This is a genomic window from Chitinophagales bacterium (assembly GCA_020636495.1).
Classification (GTDB): domain Bacteria; phylum Bacteroidota; class Bacteroidia; order Chitinophagales; family Chitinophagaceae; genus UBA5543.
On record JACJXQ010000008.1, the window covers coordinates 740158 to 759401 of the forward strand.

Below are 19244 nucleotides of genomic sequence, written 5' to 3' on the forward strand. Positions count from 1 at the left end.
TGATACGCATGTCCGTTACGATACAACCTTGTAATACATTAGCCGACCTGAAAAAGTTTGTACAGTTTCCTTATGACCTGTACAAAGGCAATAAATACTGGGTGCCACCAATGAAAAAAGATGAGCTGAATTCGTTACAGCCGGCTACCAACCCTGCGTTCAATCATTGTGATGCGCAGTTCTGGATAGCCCTTAAGGATGGTAAAGTGGCAGGCCGTATCGGTGCTATTATCAACAATGCGTATAATGAGCAGGTGGGTACCAAACTGGGTCGTATCACCAGGTTGGAGTTTATTGATGATAAAGAAGTAAGCAGCGGTTTACTTGCTACTGCTGAAGCATGGATAAAGGATAAAGGAATGGAAGGCGTGCATGGGCCGCTGGGTTTCACTAATCTCGATCACCAGGCCGTGTTGATAGAAGGCTTCGACCATTTGCCGTCTATCGCATCAGAATATCACCTGCCCTATTATAAAGAGCATATTGAAGCGGCAGGGTACGAAAAAGAAAGGGACTGGGTAGAGTTTCGCCTGAAGCTGGCTGATTCTATACCGGAGAAAGCCCTGAAGCTTAATGAAATGATCAAGACGCGTTACAAGCTGAACGTGATTCATTTCAATACACAGGCAGAAATGAAAGAACAAGCCAACCGCGCGTTCGACCTGCTGAACAGTGCATTCGGCGATCTGTTCAGCTTTGTGAAGATGGATAAGGACCTGGCAGATTTTTACATCAATAAATATTTTACCATTCTCAATCCTAAGTTTGTAAAGATGATCGAGGATGAGGATAGTAACCTGATAGGATTTATCATCAGCCTGCCATCTCTCAGTGAGGCTATGCAAAAAGCGGGCGGAAAGATATTCCCGCTTGGCTGGTATCATATCATGCAGGCGTTAAAGAAACCTAAGGTTGTAGATCTGCTGCTTACAGCTATTCATCCCGAATGGCAGGCAAAAGGTGTGAGTGCCATACTTATTACCGAATTGCAGAAAGTAATGTTTGAGCATGGCGTAACTCATGTGGAGACCACCGGCATTATCGAGACCAATGAGAAGGCCATCAGCCACTGGAAAAACTACGACCATATACAGCACAAACGTAAGCGCTGTTTTATCAAGATGTTCTAACCACCGATCATTACAGTAAAATCGCCCAGTACTATCTGTCCCCCGTGTGCAGTAGTATCACCCAAACGGGCTGCGGGCATGCCATCTATCATTACAGTGGCAGAACCTTTTACTATAGTGTCGGGTGGGCCAACACATACAAGCATATCCCCTACTCTTGCTGCAGGTAGCTTGCCTATTAATACCGTGGGGCATCCCGGCCCGGTTATGGGGCCGCCGACGTGGGGTACGGGAGGTATGCCGGGTGTAACCATCGGGCATTCATGAAAATCTGTTAATCTTGCTGCTGGGGGCATAATTTCATTTTTTAGTTGATCATTACCATTGCGCCTTTTATGGTTGCTTGTGCACCGCCTGTCAGGCTGGCGGTAGCGCTACCTTCAATACTTGCTTCCATATCGGCATGAGTTTTTACATTCATACCTGATATTTTTACATCCCCGGCAGTTGCCTGTAGGGTTACACCCATGTTGCCTTTAATGTTTACCTGCTGGTTTGCTGAGATATTAATATTTTTAGGACTGCTAATGCTGATATCCGATGCCGACATCACCAGCTTATTCCCGTTCATGTCGCTTACGGTAACGGTCTTGTCTTTATCGTTCAGTACAAAGCTGTTATTTGCCGGTGTTGTTACGGTAGTTATCTTATTCTCATCGTCAAATTCAAGTTTTAATCCCGCTTTGGTAATGAAACCTTTCTTCGTGTTTTTATCATCGGGTGTATATGGCGGTTTGTTTTTCTGGCTGTACACCGATCCCATTATTACAGGGTAACGAGGGTCGTTGTTCATGAAACCTACCAATACCTCATCGCCCACCTCCGGATAAAAGAAACTGCCCGCACCGCTTGTAGCACTGAAGTTGGACAGCCTCGCCCAGATACCTGTATCTGAGATGAGGGGTATCTTGACTAATATTCTGTAGTCATTATCCGGATCTTGTGCAATTTGTAATACAACCGCATTGTGTATGCCTTGTATAGCAGGTAGTAACCCTGCCGCCTGTGGAGCAGATATGTCCTCATTGCCGGTTGAAGGCCAGTCTGCAGGTAGTCCCAGTTCGGTCACTGTTGTCCACATACCATCTGTAAGATGATGTTCTACACCGGAGACGTATACATCGCCATTGAACCGGTCTCCTACACCGGCAAGTGTTACAAAAGTGCCTGGTTCAACTATATTACTACCCTGGAAGGTAACACTGCCCTGTATTTTAGCCAGTCCCGACCATGTCAGTTCTGCCTTTGACCATGTGGTAAGGTTACTATTGTCCAGAGGTGCTGATGTTTGTTGTTGATAAGCTGACAGACCTATAACCTGTGATAATTGTTTGCTGCTTATGTTGCCCGGACCCGCAACAGATTGTGTTGAACTGTCTTGTATTACCTTCTGCATTGTATCATCCCATGACGACGATACTACGGATGCAAGTTGCGCGGTTGCATCCAGTTGAAGGTTCATGTCTATAATGTCTTGTCCATATGTAAGTGTAAGAACAGAACTGGTATTGGTATATGGTGTTTGCGTGGTTACTTTATTGTTATTGGCAATGACCACCTGGCCATTAGCTTCCGCACGGGTGCAGATAAAGTCCCAGTCGGTGGCATAGTATTGTACCAACTGGTTGAGTGTATTTCCTGTACTTTGAATATCAGCGGTTAACCCACTGTAGCCTGAAATGATCTTCTGTATTGTGTCACTGTCTTTTGTGTTGATGTATGTGCCGTTCTTACGGCCTACAGTCATCCCGATAGACTGGTCGTAGCATATTACTTCCAGCACAGACCCCATGCCGGTATTTGCCCTGATATTCTGTTCTGCCACAATGCCTTTAAAAACAGTCAGGCATTTGTTGTCATAGCCCAGCTTTATTTCAATGATATTCCCGGGTACGAATGTGCTGCCGGAGCTTATGGGAAATTTACCTGTTGCCGAATCTCCGTCCAGTAGTTCGATACTTGCAACAGGTATGCGGTTGATCTGTTTGGTGATATTAATGGAAGCTACATTGATAGCGCTATCTATAGGACTACCATTGACCAGTATCTCATAAGATACCAGGTTTGTGTTTTCTGTTTTAGGAGATTGTGCAGGCATGATCGTGTTTATTGAAAATGTTATTAAGTTATTTATTCTATAGAATATCTTTTTCGTCGACATGGTTCAATACACATATTGCCGGGTAGATGCAACCGAAGATCATTGGGTAAATGTTCCCGAATGGTGATCGTGTCATGTAAATATTCATGATAGACGAATGAACAATTTACAAAACAATCTCAGATGTTACGAATTCGCTCGGGTTAAGTTCTTGTAACTACAGAAGGCCGGTTATTTCTGAAGATGATATTTGTATAGTAGATCTGTGTAACTTTAGTTTATAAGCGGAAGTAGCTCAGTTGGTAGAGCATCAGCTTCCCAAGCTGAGGGTCGCGGGTTCGAGTCTCGTTTTCCGCTCATAAAAAAGCCCCGTTATCCGGGGCTTTTTTAATTAGAATTTGTTTTTCCACATCATACTTTCAACGGGGAGGTTGGGCTGGTTGCCGTACTTGGCGTTCTTCTTCTGGTTATATTTTACTTCTATCTCGCCATCAACAGGGAAGTATATCAGTTGGCCTATGGGCATACCTTTATATACTTTTACCGGCTGTTTTACTGATATCTCCAGTGTCCAGTTACCACAAAAACCAACATCTCCTTTACCGGCAGTAGCATGAATGTCTATACCCAGGCGGCCTGTACTGGATTTGCCTTCAAGAAAAGGGACATGCGCATGTGTTTCTGTGTATTCAGCCGTAACTCCCAGGTAGAAAATATGCGGGTACAATACAAAACCTTCTTCCGGAATCTCGAACACATCTATCTTGTTATGCTCCTTGGCATCCAGTATATGGTTACGGTAAGTAGCCAGAGTTGAACCCAGGTGCACATCGTAACTGTTACTACCCAGGTCGGCACGGTTGTACGGCTCAATTTTGATAGTACCTTTTTCCATTTCTTCCAGGATGCGTTTGTCAGAGAGTATCATGGGTACAAATATAATAGCAAACCCCAAACCCCTGAAGGGGCTTAGTTGTTTTTTATACCCAAATTTTCCCCTATCCGTGCCCTACAGGCTATATTTGCAGGGTGAATATTCACGTGACCATAAATAATGTCTCTCCCCTTTAGGGGAGCCGGAGGGGTTTTATGCCATTATACCGAGAATGGAGCAGCGACGCCTATAGCCTGGCCGCTATATGGAAGATAGAAGAGCCGGAAAGCTTTTTCACGGAGCGCACGGGTATTATCTCTGACATAAAGAACGAAAAGCGCCGGATGGAAAGGCTGGCAGGCCGTTTCCTACTCAAATACCTGAAACAGGATTTTCCACTGTTAAATATATACAGCGACGAGCATGACAAGCCACGCATTAATAATAACGACTACTTCTTTTCCATATCTCACTCATGGCCATATGTGGCGGCAGTGGTGAGTCCTTATGTGGAGTGCGGTATAGATATACAGTGCTGGCACCCGAGGATGGAGGCTTTGCAGCATAAATTCCTTTCGGAACAGGAGCAAAAGTTATTTCATAACGACCCGAAACTGATCACCCTGGCATGGAGCGCCAAAGAAGCCGCCTATAAATGGCAGGGGAGAAGGGGAGTGGAGTTCATAGACCACCTGCCAATAGAAAAATATACTGACAAGGAACATACTCACGAATTTGATATATTTCTTCAATTAACTGCTCCAAAGATGCATGTACAGATACAAGGCATTGTAAAACAAGAGTTTGCGTGTGCCTATGCCATTCACGATGAGATATTGCATCCTTCATTTTAAGTCATTAAAATAATTTAACATATTTATTATTTTGTGTATTTTGAAGAAAAATTTGCTAAAATGAATGCATTGTGGTTAAATTTGTGAAAAATTTAATCTAATGTCTTCTTTACGTTATCTCGCACTACAAGACCTTGCCAAGGAGGAAAAAAAGATCGGCCACTATGCCGGCAAAAGAGTTACCTCAATTTTTGGCAGCAATGTATTTACTGAGCGCGCAATGCGCGAGTACCTTAGCGATGAGGCTTACAAGAGCCTGATGGCTTCAATTAAAGCAGGTGAAAAACTGGATCGCCGTGTGGCAGACCAGGTAGCAGCAGGTATGAAAGCCTGGGCCGAGGCGCATAGTGTTACTCACTTCACGCACTGGTTCCAACCACTGACAGGTACTACAGCTGAGAAGCATGATTCTTTCTTTACTATCAAGAGCGATGGCAGCGCCATTGAGATATTTGATGGCGACGCGCTGATACAGCAGGAGCCTGATGCATCGAGCTTCCCTAACGGTGGTATCCGTGCTACTTTCGAGGCACGTGGTTATACCGCATGGGATCCCTCATCCCCGGCATTCATTATAGAAAGCGGACAAGGTAAGACGTTGTGCATCCCGACCATCTTTATAGCTTACAACGGCGAAAGCCTGGACTATAAGGCACCTTTGTTGAAATCTATCCACGAGCTGAATAAAGCCGCTGTTGATGTGTGTCATTACTTCGATAAGAATGTATCGAAAGTAACAGCAACCTTGGGATGGGAGCAGGAGTACTTCGTTGTAGACGAGGTAATGGCCAATGCGCGCCCTGACCTGGTACTGTGCGGACGTACGCTGGTAGGCCACGCACCTGCAAAAGGACAGCAATTAGAAGATCACTACTTTGGTACTATACCCGAGCGCGTTTACGCTTTCATGCAAGACTTTGAACAAGAGTCTTACAAGCTGGGTATCCCACTGCGTACCCGCCACAACGAGGTAGCACCGGGACAGTTTGAGTGCGCACCGATATTTGAAGAAGCGAATATTGCTGTTGACCACAACAGCTTGTTGATGGATGTAATGACCAAGGTGGCCAAGCGTCATAAACTGAAAGTATTACTGCACGAAAAACCATTTGCCGGTGTGAATGGTAGCGGTAAACATAATAACTGGAGCCTTGCTACAGATACAGGTGTTAACCTGCTGTCTCCCGGTAAGACACCACGTACCAACCTGATGTTCCTGACCTTCTTTGTGAACATCATCAAAGCGGTACATGATAATGCTGACCTGTTGCGCGCAGCTATTGCATCGGCAGGAAACGACCACCGCCTGGGTGCTAACGAAGCTCCTCCGGCTATTATATCTGTATATATAGGCCAGTACCTGACACAGGTGCTGAACGAAGTAGAAGAGCGAGTGAAAGAGAAATTCAGCGAGCAGGATGAGGTGATACTGAAGTTAGACATCCACAAGCAGATACCGGAACTGTTGATGGACAATACTGATCGTAACCGTACCAGTCCTTTCGCTTTCACTGGCAATAAATTTGAGTTCCGCGCCGTAGGTTCTGCTGCCAACTGTGGTTCTCCGTTGATGATCATCAATACCATTATGGCTGACTCTTTGAAGAAATTCAAAGCAGAGGTAGATGCCCTGATAGAGAAAGGTGATAAGAAAGAAATAGCTATCATGCATGTATTGCGCAAATACATTGCTGAGTCGAAGAAGATACGTTTTGAAGGTGATAACTACAGCGATGAGTGGGCTAAGGAAGCTGAAAAACGCGGCCTGAGCAATATGAAAACCACTCCTGAAGCGCTGGGTGCTTACCTGACAGACAATGCTAAGAAACTGTTCTTTGATAACAATATATACAGTGCCCGTGAACTGGAAGCACGTGTTGAGATCATGCTGGAAGAGTATGTGAAGAAAGTACAGATAGAAGCACGTATCATGGGTTACATTGCAACCAACCATGTATTACCTGCAGCCATCGCTTACCAGAATTCGCTGATAGAGAATGTGAAAGGGTTGAAAGACCTGGGACTGGGCGAGAATACGTACAAAGCGCAGCTGAACTTAGTTGAGATAGTAAGCGGGCACATCCAGAACATTAATAATAATGTGGAGAAGATGATAGACGCACGCAAGCGTGCCAATAATGAAGCCGACAGTCACAAACGTGCTGATATGTATTGCAACGAGGTGAAACCTTACTTCGATACCATACGTTACCACGTTGATAAGCTGGAACTGATAGTTGATGATAAACTTTGGCCGCTGCCAAAATATCGTGAGCTGCTGTTCTTAAGATAATAACTGTAACGCCCCGCAAATTTGCGGGGCGTTTTTAATTCAACTATATGACAGAATATATGATACGGCTCATCGAGCCCGAAGATGTGCAAAGGGTGCTGGGTATTTACACACCTTACATTACAAAGTACAATACCAGTTTTGAGTATGAAGTACCTACGCTTGAAGAGTTTCAGCAACGCATTGCTAATATTACCGAACAATACCCCTGGCTGGTGTGCAAAAAAGACGGTGTGATAGTTGGTTATGCCTATGCAGGACAGCACCGGGCAAGAACCGCTTACCAATGGAGTGTAGAGTCTGCCATATATATAGCGGAGGATTTTTGTGGTAAGGGTGTTGGAAGGTTGTTGTACACAAAACTGTTTGAACTACTGAAGCAACAGGGTTACATGAACGTATTTGCTGGTATGACGGCTCCTAATGAGCGTAGCGAACGCCTGCACAAAAGCTTAGGTTTTGAAGATGTAGGTACTTTTAAAAATATAGGATATAAGAATGGAGCATGGCACGACACTAAGTGGTTTCAGTTAGATATAGGTGAGCATAAGAGCTTACTGTCTGAACCATTAAGTATAAAGGAAATTGGAAAAAACTATTAGCTTTAATCTATGAGTAAACACCACCACTACACTACCACTATAGAGTGGACAGGTAATAAAGGCGAAGGAACTATAGACGCTGCAGCCTATGAGCGTGCGCATACATTTTCCGTTGAAGGCAAAGCAGATATTCTTTGTTCTTCGGACACACCCTTTAGAGGAGATGTTAGCAAACATAACCCTGAGGATATGCTGGTATATTCTTTATCCAGTTGCCATATGTTATGGTACCTGCACTTGTGTGCAGATGCCGGTGTGGTAGTAACAGATTATACTGATACAGCTACAGGACGCATGTTGCAAAACGAAACAGGTGGCGGTCATTTTGAAGAAGTGGTACTGCATCCAGTTGTTACTATTACCGATGCGTCAAAAGTTGAACTGGCCAATAGCCTGCACGATAAGGCGCACGAAAAATGTTTTATTGCTAACTCGTGTAATTTCCCTGTAAGGCATGAGCCGCATTGTGAGGTAAAGCCTTAAAGGCTATTTTATTTTGCAGCTGGTTATGTATTCAGGTATCAATGATGTCCATTCGTTCTTACAACTTGTAAGTACCTGTTTCTTTGTCCCTGTGTAAGTCCCTGTGTTTTTGCTTATCAACATACCATTATAGGTAGTTGTACATTCACATTCGCGCGTTTTGACGCATGAAGTTGTTGTGCAGAGTATTATTGAGAATAATATGATCGTAAACAAGTGTTTGCACATAAGAGATACCAAGGAAGTTATACAATAAAGTTAAGACAACATCTGCAATTGGAACTGACCCAGGTTATTTATCAAAAAAACGGCAGCATTTTTTGAGATCAGGAATATGATTATCGAAGAGTACAATAGGTATCTCCGGCGAAAATGGCTTTGTTAGATTCATCTTCCTCTTTGCAATCAGCTTCAGCAGTTTTCCTGGTACCGAGTGTTTCGTAATCTACAGGCTCGTCAACCCCACTGCCATAATCTATATAACACAGGCAATGGTATCTTTTGATACACGAAGACATGCTGAAGACGACAAAAGCTAACATAAGAGTCGCCAATATCTGTTTGAACATAGCTTTTGATTTGAGACAGTAACAAATATAACCAACTGAAATCTATATATTGGCAATAGAGTGTTGTTTTATGAATGAATTGAAAGAGCAGCTACATGATCTGTGTACGCATTATATCAATAAGAATATCGATGATATAGAGGCTGCTATTGCAGACAGGAGAATTGCGATTGCCGCCGAAACAAAAAGCAGTATGGGTGACAAATACGAGACTACCCGCGAGATGCTGCAACAGGAGATCAATATGAATTTGAGACGCCTGGGTGAAGCACAAGCCGGCCTTGCTGTATTGAATGCTATTGACCCTGGTATGAGTACAGATGTTGTAACAGCAGGTAGTTTAGTTGTAACCGTTACGGGTGGATATTATATCAGTGTAAGTGCAGGATCTCATGTAATTGATGGTAAAAAATATTATGCGGTATCGGCGTCGTCACCTGTCGGTAAATTATTGCTTGGTAAAAAGAAAGGAGATGCAATTACATTAAATAACAACAGGATTACCATTATTTCTGTGCAATGATCCCTCCCTTTATTTCGTTAAGAATGTTCGAAATAAGGCTCGATTGTCATAGCAATTTCATACCATGACAATTTGTGCAAGCATACTGTCAAATGATAGTTAACAAAAGTTAAATCTCTTTTCATGAAGATTTTATTTATCTCTATTTGGTAAAAAATTATTCATGAAACAATTATTTACCTCTTTGTTATGCGCTGTATCTCTGTATGTAGGTGCTGCTCCGTTTATGTTTAACAGGACATTTCAATTACCAGATGAGTTATATGGTTTGCCCCCGTCAGTAATGGAAATGCAAATGTGTCAAGCAAGGTCAGCAAGTAAACCTACCGTCGTTATGAAACGTATGGTTGCCAATTCCTACTACTTAAATGGTAGTATCACAGATAGCAACCGGTATTTTTATTCGCATGGCAGAGGGTCTGCGAACAAAGGCCCTGATTCATACTATACTTTTTACAGCATGACGGGTTACAACCAGGTCAATAACCTGCCATGTGATACACTTGTAAACTGGCATGACTATGGAAGTGGTTTTAACCTGAACGCTGTGTACCGGTATGAATATAACGTACAAAATAAAGTGATATTCACAGAATTGAAGGATGATTACATATGGTTACAATACAAGGGTTACTATAACAGTGGCGGTATGTTGGAGCGAATAGATATACTGGATACTTTCGGAGCTACAGCGCTTACTGTTAAGAGTTCGATGTACGTGATATATGATGGCCAGGGTAAGCGTATTGAGGATAGTACTTATAGCGTGATAAACAGCATGCAAACGGGCAGACGTACTTATACATATGATAGCAACAACAACCTGATCGACTTTTCTTCATACCGTTATGTGAACAGTCAATGGGAACTTTCTCTGAGAAATACATTTACTTATGATGGACAAAACAGGCAGATAACACAGGTCACTTCAGCCGATTACGGTAATGGTTTTATGAACCAGCAAAAAGACAGTTTCTCCTATACAGGCAATAATACAGACCCTTCATTCCATGAAACGTTCTCCTGGAATGATAACACAAATCAGTGGGAGGATTATGAGATATTGGTGTATACTTTTGGCAATAACAGTTATTATGACGGATACACCATATACAAGTACAATAACGGTTGGGATACCGTTGAGCAAGATGTGTATGTTTATGAAGGCAATGACCTGTTCGTGCGTTCTAATGGATATAAATATATAGGCGGCGGCCAGTTTTCTACTACGCCATACGACCAGTCAAACCTGTATTTTGAAGAGTATTACCCTGCATCAGTTTTGAATAATTTGTCAGCGAAAACTAAAATGAATATATTTCCTAACCCTGCAGGAGAAATGTTGCATGTCAGAGCTGATAAAGATATAGCGTTTGTTAAAATAGTGGCATCCAATGGCGTGGTTGTTGCAGATCTTGCTGCCGCACAGCATACAGCCACCATAGATGTTTCGCAGCTAGTACAGGGAGTATATACCGTGGTTTTAACTGATAAAGGTGGTGATATATTGGGTAGTGATCGGTTTGTAAAGCAGTAGAAAAATCAAGAGCGGGAATTACTCCTGCTCTTGATCAATTGTATCGTAAGGGTAGTTATTCTAAACCGGCTCTTAGTGTGCAACTAACTGTTCCTGTGCCTAAAGAGTTATAACCGTAGTTAATGTCATCTTTCATGTTGTCACAATCAGATTGTGCTTTTTTCTTAGTGCCTACATAATTTTCTTCGGTAGAATAAGTGAAGTTCGAATCTTTGTATGTGCATTCGCAGGTAAATGTTTTTACACAAGACGAAAAGCTGACAGCTGCAAAGAATATGATAAGAGTTTTGGATAAATTTTTGTGCATAGCAAATAGATTTGCCGCTAAAGATAATATATGTTTTGTTTCAATGATTCAGTTTTTTGTTACTTAATATTATTCTTGTCAATATCGGCTGTTAGCTTTTGTAGTTGTTCCATTTGTGTTACCTGGAAATCGTAGAGCGTTTTTATTTGCTCTTGTATCAGCAGGTCTATTTTTGCGTGTAAGCTCCTTATCTCCAGTTCTGCCTTCAGGTTTACCATATAATCGTTCTCGGCCCGTTTACGGTCTTTTTCTTCTTTCCTGTTCTGGCTCATCATAATGATGGGTGCCTGTATTGCAGCAATACAGGAAAGCAAGAGGTTCATCAAAATAAAAGGGTAGGGGTCAAATATATCTTTTGGAGATGCTGTAACATTATATACTATCCATACCATCAGGATAGTGAGAAATGAAATGATGAACATCCAACTACCTCCAAACTGAGCAATTTTATCAGAGAGTTTTTGCCCACGTGTGATAGTTTCTGTAGGTGGGTTGAGCAGGTTGGTTGTGAGTAATTGCTCTTCCTGTATTGATTTAGCAACGATCTCATTGAGCTTTTTAAGGTGCTCATTCTGCGTATTCAGTAAAGCCGACAGTTTTTCGTCCTGAGGAAGCGCTTGTTCCATTGTGTTTCAATTTGTATTTAAATCTACGTAAGAACAGGGTGAAAAATAAAATCGAACACTAATAATATTATATTATTCTAAAGGTTGCCAAAGATCGCTTTCCGACAGGTCGCCATAAGCATCTTTTAATAGTTCAAGGACATAATCATTTTCAGTGTTATTGCTTTTTTTTATTTCATCTCGAATCAGGTATTCATTTATCTTAAAAAAGGATAACATATCAAAATGCCAGCTGCTTTGTTCAAAAACAAACCTGAATTTGAATATTATTTCCTCGCTCTCATATATTACTGATGCCAGTGCAGTACTATCTTCGAAGGTTATTTTATCCAGTGTGAATTGATTGAACCAAATATTATCTACTTTATCTTTCTCTACAGCTTCTGCAAAAAGCTGCTCACCGTTAGTTTGTTTCAACATTTTCAGATCTTTTTCAGCCCTGATAGCTAAAACACTTACTTTGTTCATTACGGTCATGCTATTTACCTGAATGCTATCAGCATGCAATGCCCAGTTTATCAATTCATTGTAAAATATTATGGTCGAGCTGCTGACATATTGCAATGCTGTTTGCCCATCTCTTTTAAGAAAAGCTTGTTTGAGTGCTTCAAAGCTTTGTTGAACCGCTTTTTCTTGCTTATTGGCATTGCAGTTAATCGTTAGTAAAAGGAAGGTTATACAAGTAAAATAATATCGCATTGGAAACAGAAAGTCTAAAGATAAACAAAAAGCCTCTCCACTAGGAGAGGCTTTTATATCATTAAGCTAAACTGCTATTAATAACGGTAATGTTCGGGCTTGTATGGGCCTTCTTTTGTAATACCCAGGTATTTAGCCTGTGTTTCAGAAAGCTCATCCAGCACTACATTGATTTTAGCTAAGTGCAGACGTGCTACTTTCTCATCCAGGTGCTTAGGCAGAACATACACTCTATTCTCGTAACGATCTGTGTGTTTCCACAGCTCTATCTGTGCCAGTGTTTGGTTTGTGAATGAATTACTCATTACAAAGCTAGGGTGGCCGGTAGCACAACCCAGGTTCACCAAACGGCCTTCAGCAAGGATGATGATCTCGTTACCATCTACATTGTAGATGTCTACCTGTGGTTTCAAAGTGTCTTTAGTATGCCCATAGTTTTTGTTCATCCATGCCATATCTATCTCGTTATCGAAGTGGCCGATGTTACAAACAATCGTTTTATCTTTCATTACACGGAAGTGCTCTTCAGTAATCAGGTCGCAACAGCCTGAAGCGGTAACGACGATATCAGCTTCTTTTACCGCATCGATCATTTTCTTTACTTCAAAACCGTCCATTGCTGCCTGTAAAGCGCAGATAGGGTCGATCTCAGTAACGATAACACGGGCACCGGCACCACGTAGTGATTGGGCAGAACCTTTACCTACATCACCATAACCACCAACAACTGCAACTTTACCTGCCATCATTACGTCAGTAGCACGACGTATAGCATCTACCAATGATTCTTTACAACCGTATTTGTTGTCGAATTTAGATTTAGTAACTGAGTCGTTTACGTTGATAGCAGGCATTGGTAATGTACCTTTCTTAACGCGTTCTTCCAGGCGGTGAACACCCGTAGTAGTTTCTTCACTCAGGCCTTTGATACCGGCTACCAGTTCAGTATAGTTATCCAGTACCATATTGGTCAGGTCGCCACCATCATCCAGTATCATATTCAAAGGGCGGTCTTCGCTACCAAAGAATAATGTCTGTTCGATACACCAGTCAGCCTCGGCTTGTGTCTGTCCTTTCCATGCAAAAACTCCAATACCGGCAGCAGCAATAGCAGCGGCAGCCTGGTCTTGCGTAGAGAATATATTACAAGAGCTCCAGCGTACTTCAGCTCCCAGTTCTACCAGTGTTTCTATCAAAACTGCAGTCTGGATAGTCATATGCAGGCAGCCTGCAATACGAGCACCTTTCAGGGGTTGTTCGCCTTTATATTCTTCACGGATAGCCATAAGACCCGGCATTTCTGCCTCAGCCAGCCTTATTTCCTTACGTCCCCATTCAGCCAGGCTGATGTCTTTCACTTTGTAAGGCATTTTAAAATCGATCTCAGAGCGAGTCATAGTACTCATACTAATTATATTTTATCAATTTAAATTTAAAGAATTGCAAAGGTAAGTAATTCTGTGTTATTAGCCTGTATTGTCATATGTTTAATAACAGGTTAATCATTAACAACTACCAGCCTTTAATTGTTTGACAAATAGGTTTTTATTTTAGCCCTGAGGTCATCGGTAGCCTTAACTAATGGCAGGCGTACATGAGCAGGACATATTCCCAACTCATCCAGCGTACATTTCACACCTGTTGGGTTGCCCTCGGCAAACAACAGGCGTATACCATCTATCAATTTATAGTGCATGGCTCGTCCAACTGCAAAGTCACCAGCCAGCAGGTGGTTGACCATCGTAGTGAAATCTTTAGGGAAGCTATTGGCGGCTACTGAAATAACACCTTCCATACCAATTGCAGCCTGGCAGATAAACAAGTCATCATCGCCACTCAGGATCGCAAAGTGTGCAGGTTTGTCTTTTACCAGTTCCATACACTGACCAAGGTTTCCACTGGCTTCTTTTATTGCAACGATATTTTTGAACTCATTAGCAAGGCGCAATACAGTTGCCGGAGCCATATTGCTGCCTGTTCTTCCCGGTACGTTGTATAGTATTATCGGCTTATCCGTTGCAGTAGCTATAGCTTTAAAGTGCTGGTAAATGCCCTCTTGGGAAGGTTTGTTGTAATGCGGAGAAGCACTCAATATACCGGCTACACCCGTCAGGTCATATGTCTTAACATTGTTCACCACTTCGGCAGTGTCATTGCCAGCAATACCGCACACTACAGGCACGCGGCCATTGCATGTCTCAACTATGAAAGACAATACTTTTTGTTGTTCTTCCCTGTTAAGTGTAGGTGTTTCTCCCGTAGAGCCCAATGCGACAAGGAAATTTACTCCGCCATCTATTACATGGTTCACTAGTTTTTCCAGTGAGTTGAAGTCGATTGAGCTGTCATTGTTAAAAGGTGTAACAAGTGCTACACCTGTTCCTGCAAATTGATGCATATAATAAGTCAAAGATTAATAATTCAAAAATGTTATACCTGTTCGTAAAAACCCATAGCAGAGAATTTGTTGATACGCAGTTCTATACGTTTATCACTATCCATTGCCGATAGTTCATTTATAGTATCAACAAGGTATTTTCTTAGCGTGGCGGCCATTTCTTCCGGTTTGGCATGCGCCCCGCCGTTAGGCTCTTTTAAAACATCGTCTACCAGCCCGAAACTCTTCATGTCTTCCGATGTCAGTTTCAATTGTTCTGCTGCCTGTACTTTATAGTCCCAGCTACGCCACAGGATAGTAGAGCAGTTCTCAGGGGAGATAACGGTATACCAAGTGTTTTCCAGCATAGCTACTTTATCGCCTATTCCTATGCCTAAGGCTCCGCCTGAAGCACCCTCGCCTATTACAACGCAAATCACCGGCACGGTCAGGTTAAACATTTCGAACAGGTTGCGAGCTATTGCTTCGCCTTGTCCTCGTTCTTCAGCCTCTAACCCGGGGTATGCACCCGGCGTATCAATAAATGTTACAATGGGGCGATTGAACTTCTCAGCCATTTTCATCAGGCGAAGCGCCTTGCGATAGCCTTCAGGGTTGGCCATGCCAAAATTGCGCATCTGGCGCATTTTGGTATTCACGCCTTTCTGCTGCCCCATTACCATTACAGGCATGCCATCCAGTTCGGCCATACCGCCAATCATTGCTTTGTCATCCTTTACCTGGCGGTCGCCATAAAGCTCTCTGAAGTTGGTGAAGAGTTGCTCAATATAATACATGGTATATGGCCTGTCAGGGTGGCGGCTGAGTTGTACCCTTTGCCATGGAGTAAGGTCCTGGTATATTTTGGTGCGTTCATTCTCAATAGAAGCTTCCAGTTCAGTGAGTGTTTTACTCACGTCTACTCCATTTTTAGCAGACAGCTCTTTTAGTTTATTTACCTGTGCAAATAGCTCTTCAATGGGTTGTTCAAAATCCAGAAACTGCATAGAATATTTTTTAAAGGACTACAAAAGTAAAGCTTTGAATTATTTTTAAAGAAGATTTGCAGAATTAAAGATTTTGCATTTATCTTTGCAGCCCCAACTACGAACAGGATCGGTAGTTCAGTTGGTTAGAATGCCGCCCTGTCACGGCGGAGGTCGCGGGTTCGAGTCCCGTCCGGTCCGCAAAAAGCCACGCAAATTGTGTGGCTTTTTTGTTTTTTGCCGTACCGTAGTTTCATCTGTAATGTTTCATGGCAAAATGGTGTTGGATGATACTCAATAATTGTTCGCAAAAAAGCATGAACCTGCAAAGTCTCAGGATGTTAGCACGATAAGGTGTGCCTAAAAAGTCAAAAAAGGTTATCTTTATAGTAGGCATAATTAGGAGGTATGCGATATGTTGAGATGTATTTAATTATTTTTTAATCATTAAAGTCTCAGCATATAGTAATTTTCGATGCAATTCAATAGAAGTACAGTTTATGAAATATACGATTTTACTGGTAGAAGACGAGAAAAAGATAGCCGATACGATACAAGCGGGTTTGAGCGAACATGACTATGAGGCAACTGTAGCATACAATGGGTTAGACGGCAAAAAGCTGTTCCTGGATAATGCCTACGACCTGATCATACTGGATATCAATCTCCCTTTTGTCAATGGCTATGAACTCTGTAAACTGATCAGGGAGCACGACGAGCGCGTGCCAATTATCCTGCTGACTGCTATGAACTTTACCGATAACAAAATAGAGGGTTTTGAGCTTGGGGCTGACGACTATATTACTAAACCGTTCGAATTCAGGGAGTTAGTAGCAAGAATCAAGGCTCTCCTCAGGCGTTCGGACCTGCGGGTAGATGCTGAAGAGGAAAAGATACTCCAGATAGCTGATCTCGAGATGAACCTGGACAACAAAGAAGTAAGGCGCAGCGATAAAAAAATACCACTTACCGCAAAAGAGTTTCAACTTTTGGAGTATTTGCTGAGAAATAAAGAGAAAGTAGTGTCACGTGCGGATATTGCTAAGAATGTCTGGGAGATCGATTTTGATACCCAGACCAATGTAATAGACGTGTATGTAAATTTCCTCAGAAAGAAATTGGATAAGGATTTTGAACCTAAACTGATACATACACAGGTTGGTATGGGGTATATCCTAAAAGTTGATGAGGATTAATGCAAATAAAATACCGCATAACACTGGTATACACTGTGCTGGTAACAATAATATTGTTGTTATTCAGTATAGCTCTGTATGTTTTCTCCTACCAGGATATGGTGGCTCGCTTTAAAGAAAGGCTCTTAAATAAGGCAAACAGCACATTGGAGCTGATAAAGTCCCCTAAGTTTGACTTTGAACTTATTAAAACCTATGAGATCATCAAGGCAATCAACAAATCCTCTCCGAGTTCTTTATATAATAAAAGTATATACATATTTGATTACAAGAATGATAAGGATTTTGTTTACAACGACCCAAAAGCAACACCAATACGTATCAATGACAATATCGTCAATAATGTAACAAATGGGCATCCGTATTATTTTAAAGTTGATAACAGGGATGCTGTTGCAATTGAATATGTAGATGCAACAAGTAATTATATAATTATCACCGCAGCATATGACATAGACAGGGAAAACTGGCTTGGGAAATTGAAGCTTATTTTGTTTATATGCCTGTTTATCAGTGTAATAATTATAATTTTTACTGGATATATATTTTCCTTGAGCCTGATAAAAGCTATTACTGAATTTACACATAAAATAAGACATATCTCTTCTGAGAAATTCTCTTTAAGGTTGGACACCGGAAAAGGCAAAGACGAATTACAAAAACTTGCAATTACCATTAATGATTTGCTTGACAGGTTACAGGCGTCTTTTAACCTGCAGAGAAGGTTTATTGACAATGCTTCTCATGAGTTGTCAACCCCCTTGGCTGCAATAGCCAGCCAGATGGATGTCGCTTTGCAACGCGACAGGTCCAGCGATGATTATAAAAAAGCCATGCTTTCTATTAATGATGATATAAAGAGGCTAAGCTTGCTTGTGCGCAGTTTGTTGGAGATAGCAAAAGTAAGTGGGTCAATGGGAGGAACAGAGCTTACTTCTGTAAGGGTTGATGAATTGTTGATGCGTATTCCGGCAGAACTGAAGAAAGTCAGCCCTATGTATGATGTAAATATTGAATTTGATCAATTGCCAGAGGATGCTTCGGCGCTTATAATATATGGCAACGAACATTTGCTGTATAGCTCGATTAAGAATATTGTGCACAATGCCTGCAAATTCTCTGAAGATAAAAAAGCAAGCATTGTACTTTCATTTACCGGTAAAAGCATAATAATAGCTATACACGATAAAGGACCCGGAATTGACGCTCATGACCTGGAACATATATTTCAACCATTCTATCGTAGCAACAGGCATCAGGGTTATGTAAGTGGTGCCGGCTTAGGATTGCCATTAGCACAAAGGATCATTGGTTTGCATAAGGGGACCATTGAAGTAAAGTCAAAAATAGGGAAAGGGACTACCTTTATTATTACACTGCCTATTGAGGGGGTTGCTGAACCCGACGAGGAAATACCCGCAAGGAATGGTCGGGTATGATATTGTGGACAGTCATTTTTAACTTTTTAACATCTTGTGTGTTATAATAAATGGCACTCTATTTGCTTATTATCCACATATCTATATATTTTTGCAAAACATTTAAAACAATAGGAATGAAAAAGCAATCATTATTACTGATAACAGGAGGCATAATGGCTTTCGCGTCTTGTAACACCGATACTTCAGGCAATGCAGACGAAATGCAGGCAAAAGTAGACTCTATCGTAAACGCTAGGGTAGAGCAGATAAGGATGGATCTGGAAGCCAAAAATAATGAGTATATCATGGAAATGGCTATTGCCAGGGCTGACTCAATAATGGCTGCTATGAGTGGTAAGAAAGTTGTAGCTAAAAAGCCTGTAAAACACAATTCAGTAGGTGAGGAATCTGTTCCTGTTAATGGTAACGGTAACAGTACAAAACCTATGGATACACCTAAAGAAACAGTAGGTAATGGTAAACCTAAAATGGGGAATTCGGATCCAAACACAGTAGGTAATGGTAAACCTAAAATGGGTAATAACAACCCTGATGAGGTAGGTAATGGCAAGCCTAAAATGGGCAAGTAGTTCATCACTTTATTTAAGTTCTAATAAATATATAAGGGCCTGACTGCAGTCAGGCCCTTATATATTTATTATTTTT

20 protein-coding genes and 2 tRNA genes are annotated in these 19244 nt (G+C 41.8%); 12 read left to right on the forward strand and 10 right to left on the reverse strand.

From position 1 onward, the window contains the following. The first annotated feature begins 8 nt into the window (after positions 1-8). Positions 9-1130 (forward strand): GNAT family N-acetyltransferase, encoded by a 1122-nt coding sequence (locus H6550_03385; GenBank protein MCB9045165.1) that lies wholly within the window; start codon positions 9-11, stop codon positions 1128-1130. Here the strand turns inward: H6550_03385 and H6550_03390 are convergent. Both H6550_03390 and vgrG read right to left on the reverse strand, forming a co-directional pair. After that, positions 1127-1426 carry a PAAR domain-containing protein gene (locus H6550_03390; protein MCB9045166.1) on the reverse strand — a complete coding sequence of 100 codons (300 nt, stop codon included), beginning with the start codon at positions 1424-1426 and terminating at the stop codon, positions 1127-1129. The two genes, H6550_03385 and H6550_03390, sit on opposite strands and share 4 nt — an antisense overlap. Positions 1427-1437: 11 nt before the next feature. After that, positions 1438-3228, reverse strand: coding sequence for a type VI secretion system tip protein VgrG (gene vgrG / locus H6550_03395; GenBank protein ID MCB9045167.1), 1791 nt, complete (start codon positions 3226-3228; stop codon positions 1438-1440). A 287-nt stretch (positions 3229-3515) separates the two neighbouring features. Between vgrG and H6550_03400 the strand changes: the two genes are divergently transcribed. After that, a tRNA-Gly gene (locus H6550_03400) sits at positions 3516-3588 on the forward strand. A 34-nt stretch (positions 3589-3622) separates the two neighbouring features. Here the strand turns inward: H6550_03400 and H6550_03405 are convergent. Further along, the gene (locus tag H6550_03405; protein ID MCB9045168.1) at positions 3623-4159 is read right to left on the reverse strand and encodes a dCTP deaminase; all 537 of its coding nucleotides are present in this window, start codon (positions 4157-4159) and stop codon (positions 3623-3625) included. A 161-nt stretch (positions 4160-4320) separates the two neighbouring features. Between H6550_03405 and H6550_03410 the strand changes: the two genes are divergently transcribed. From H6550_03410 to H6550_03425, 4 genes are all read left to right on the forward strand, one after another. Further along, positions 4321-4959: a 4'-phosphopantetheinyl transferase superfamily protein gene (locus tag H6550_03410; GenBank protein MCB9045169.1), complete on the forward strand. Its 639-nt coding sequence runs from the start codon at positions 4321-4323 to the stop codon at positions 4957-4959. Positions 4960-5059: 100 nt separating this feature from the next. Continuing rightward, a complete protein-coding gene (locus tag H6550_03415; protein MCB9045170.1) occupies positions 5060-7252 on the forward strand; it encodes a glutamine synthetase III in 2193 nt (730 codons plus the stop codon). A 59-nt stretch (positions 7253-7311) separates the two neighbouring features. After that, a complete protein-coding gene (locus H6550_03420; GenBank protein ID MCB9045171.1) occupies positions 7312-7854 on the forward strand; it encodes an N-acetyltransferase in 543 nt (180 codons plus the stop codon). A 9-nt stretch (positions 7855-7863) separates the two neighbouring features. After that, positions 7864-8337, forward strand: a complete 474-nt coding sequence (locus H6550_03425) for an OsmC family protein (protein MCB9045172.1) — start codon at positions 7864-7866, stop codon at positions 8335-8337. 338 nt (positions 8338-8675) lie between these two features. Here H6550_03425 and H6550_03430 read toward each other — a convergent pair whose 3' ends face one another. Next, complete coding sequence (locus tag H6550_03430) at positions 8676-8906, reverse strand: hypothetical protein (protein ID MCB9045173.1); 231 nt, start codon at positions 8904-8906, stop codon at positions 8676-8678. A gap of 70 nt (positions 8907-8976) precedes the next feature. On the opposite strand from H6550_03430, the gene H6550_03435 reads away from it, so the two are divergent. Further along, positions 8977-9429 (forward strand): 3-oxoacyl-ACP synthase, encoded by a 453-nt coding sequence (locus tag H6550_03435; protein ID MCB9045174.1) that lies wholly within the window; start codon positions 8977-8979, stop codon positions 9427-9429. 163 nt (positions 9430-9592) lie between these two features. Further along, entirely contained in the window at positions 9593-10966 is a 1374-nt protein-coding gene (locus H6550_03440) for a T9SS type A sorting domain-containing protein (GenBank protein ID MCB9045175.1), read from the forward strand. Positions 10967-11021: 55 nt separating this feature from the next. Here H6550_03440 and H6550_03445 read toward each other — a convergent pair whose 3' ends face one another. The 6 genes from H6550_03445 to H6550_03470 form a co-directional block, all read right to left on the reverse strand. Beyond that, positions 11022-11273 carry a hypothetical protein gene (locus tag H6550_03445; protein MCB9045176.1) on the reverse strand — a complete coding sequence of 84 codons (252 nt, stop codon included), beginning with the start codon at positions 11271-11273 and terminating at the stop codon, positions 11022-11024. Positions 11274-11332: 59 nt separating this feature from the next. Continuing rightward, positions 11333-11899, reverse strand: a complete 567-nt coding sequence (locus H6550_03450; protein MCB9045177.1) for a DUF1003 domain-containing protein — start codon at positions 11897-11899, stop codon at positions 11333-11335. A gap of 72 nt (positions 11900-11971) precedes the next feature. Then, positions 11972-12598, reverse strand: coding sequence for a hypothetical protein (locus H6550_03455; protein ID MCB9045178.1), 627 nt, complete (start codon positions 12596-12598; stop codon positions 11972-11974). A gap of 77 nt (positions 12599-12675) precedes the next feature. After that, entirely contained in the window at positions 12676-14004 is a 1329-nt protein-coding gene (locus tag H6550_03460; GenBank protein ID MCB9045179.1) for an adenosylhomocysteinase, read from the reverse strand. A gap of 116 nt (positions 14005-14120) precedes the next feature. Continuing rightward, the gene (locus H6550_03465) at positions 14121-14996 is read right to left on the reverse strand and encodes a 4-hydroxy-tetrahydrodipicolinate synthase (protein ID MCB9045180.1); all 876 of its coding nucleotides are present in this window, start codon (positions 14994-14996) and stop codon (positions 14121-14123) included. A gap of 32 nt (positions 14997-15028) precedes the next feature. Beyond that, positions 15029-15982, reverse strand: a complete 954-nt coding sequence (locus tag H6550_03470) for an acetyl-CoA carboxylase carboxyltransferase subunit alpha (protein MCB9045181.1) — start codon at positions 15980-15982, stop codon at positions 15029-15031. A 106-nt stretch (positions 15983-16088) separates the two neighbouring features. Between H6550_03470 and H6550_03475 the strand changes: the two genes are divergently transcribed. The 4 genes from H6550_03475 (at position 16089) to H6550_03490 (ending at position 19168) form a co-directional block, all read left to right on the forward strand. Further along, positions 16089-16162: transfer RNA gene (locus H6550_03475), tRNA-Asp, on the forward strand. Positions 16163-16461: 299 nt separating this feature from the next. Continuing rightward, positions 16462-17157, forward strand: a complete 696-nt coding sequence (locus H6550_03480) for a response regulator transcription factor (GenBank protein ID MCB9045182.1) — start codon at positions 16462-16464, stop codon at positions 17155-17157. After that, positions 17157-18596 carry a HAMP domain-containing histidine kinase gene (locus H6550_03485; GenBank protein MCB9045183.1) on the forward strand — a complete coding sequence of 480 codons (1440 nt, stop codon included), beginning with the start codon at positions 17157-17159 and terminating at the stop codon, positions 18594-18596. Before H6550_03480 ends, H6550_03485 begins: the two co-directional genes overlap by 1 nt. 116 nt (positions 18597-18712) lie before the next feature. After that, entirely contained in the window at positions 18713-19168 is a 456-nt protein-coding gene (locus tag H6550_03490; GenBank protein MCB9045184.1) for a hypothetical protein, read from the forward strand. Positions 19169-19244 lie beyond the last annotated feature (76 nt).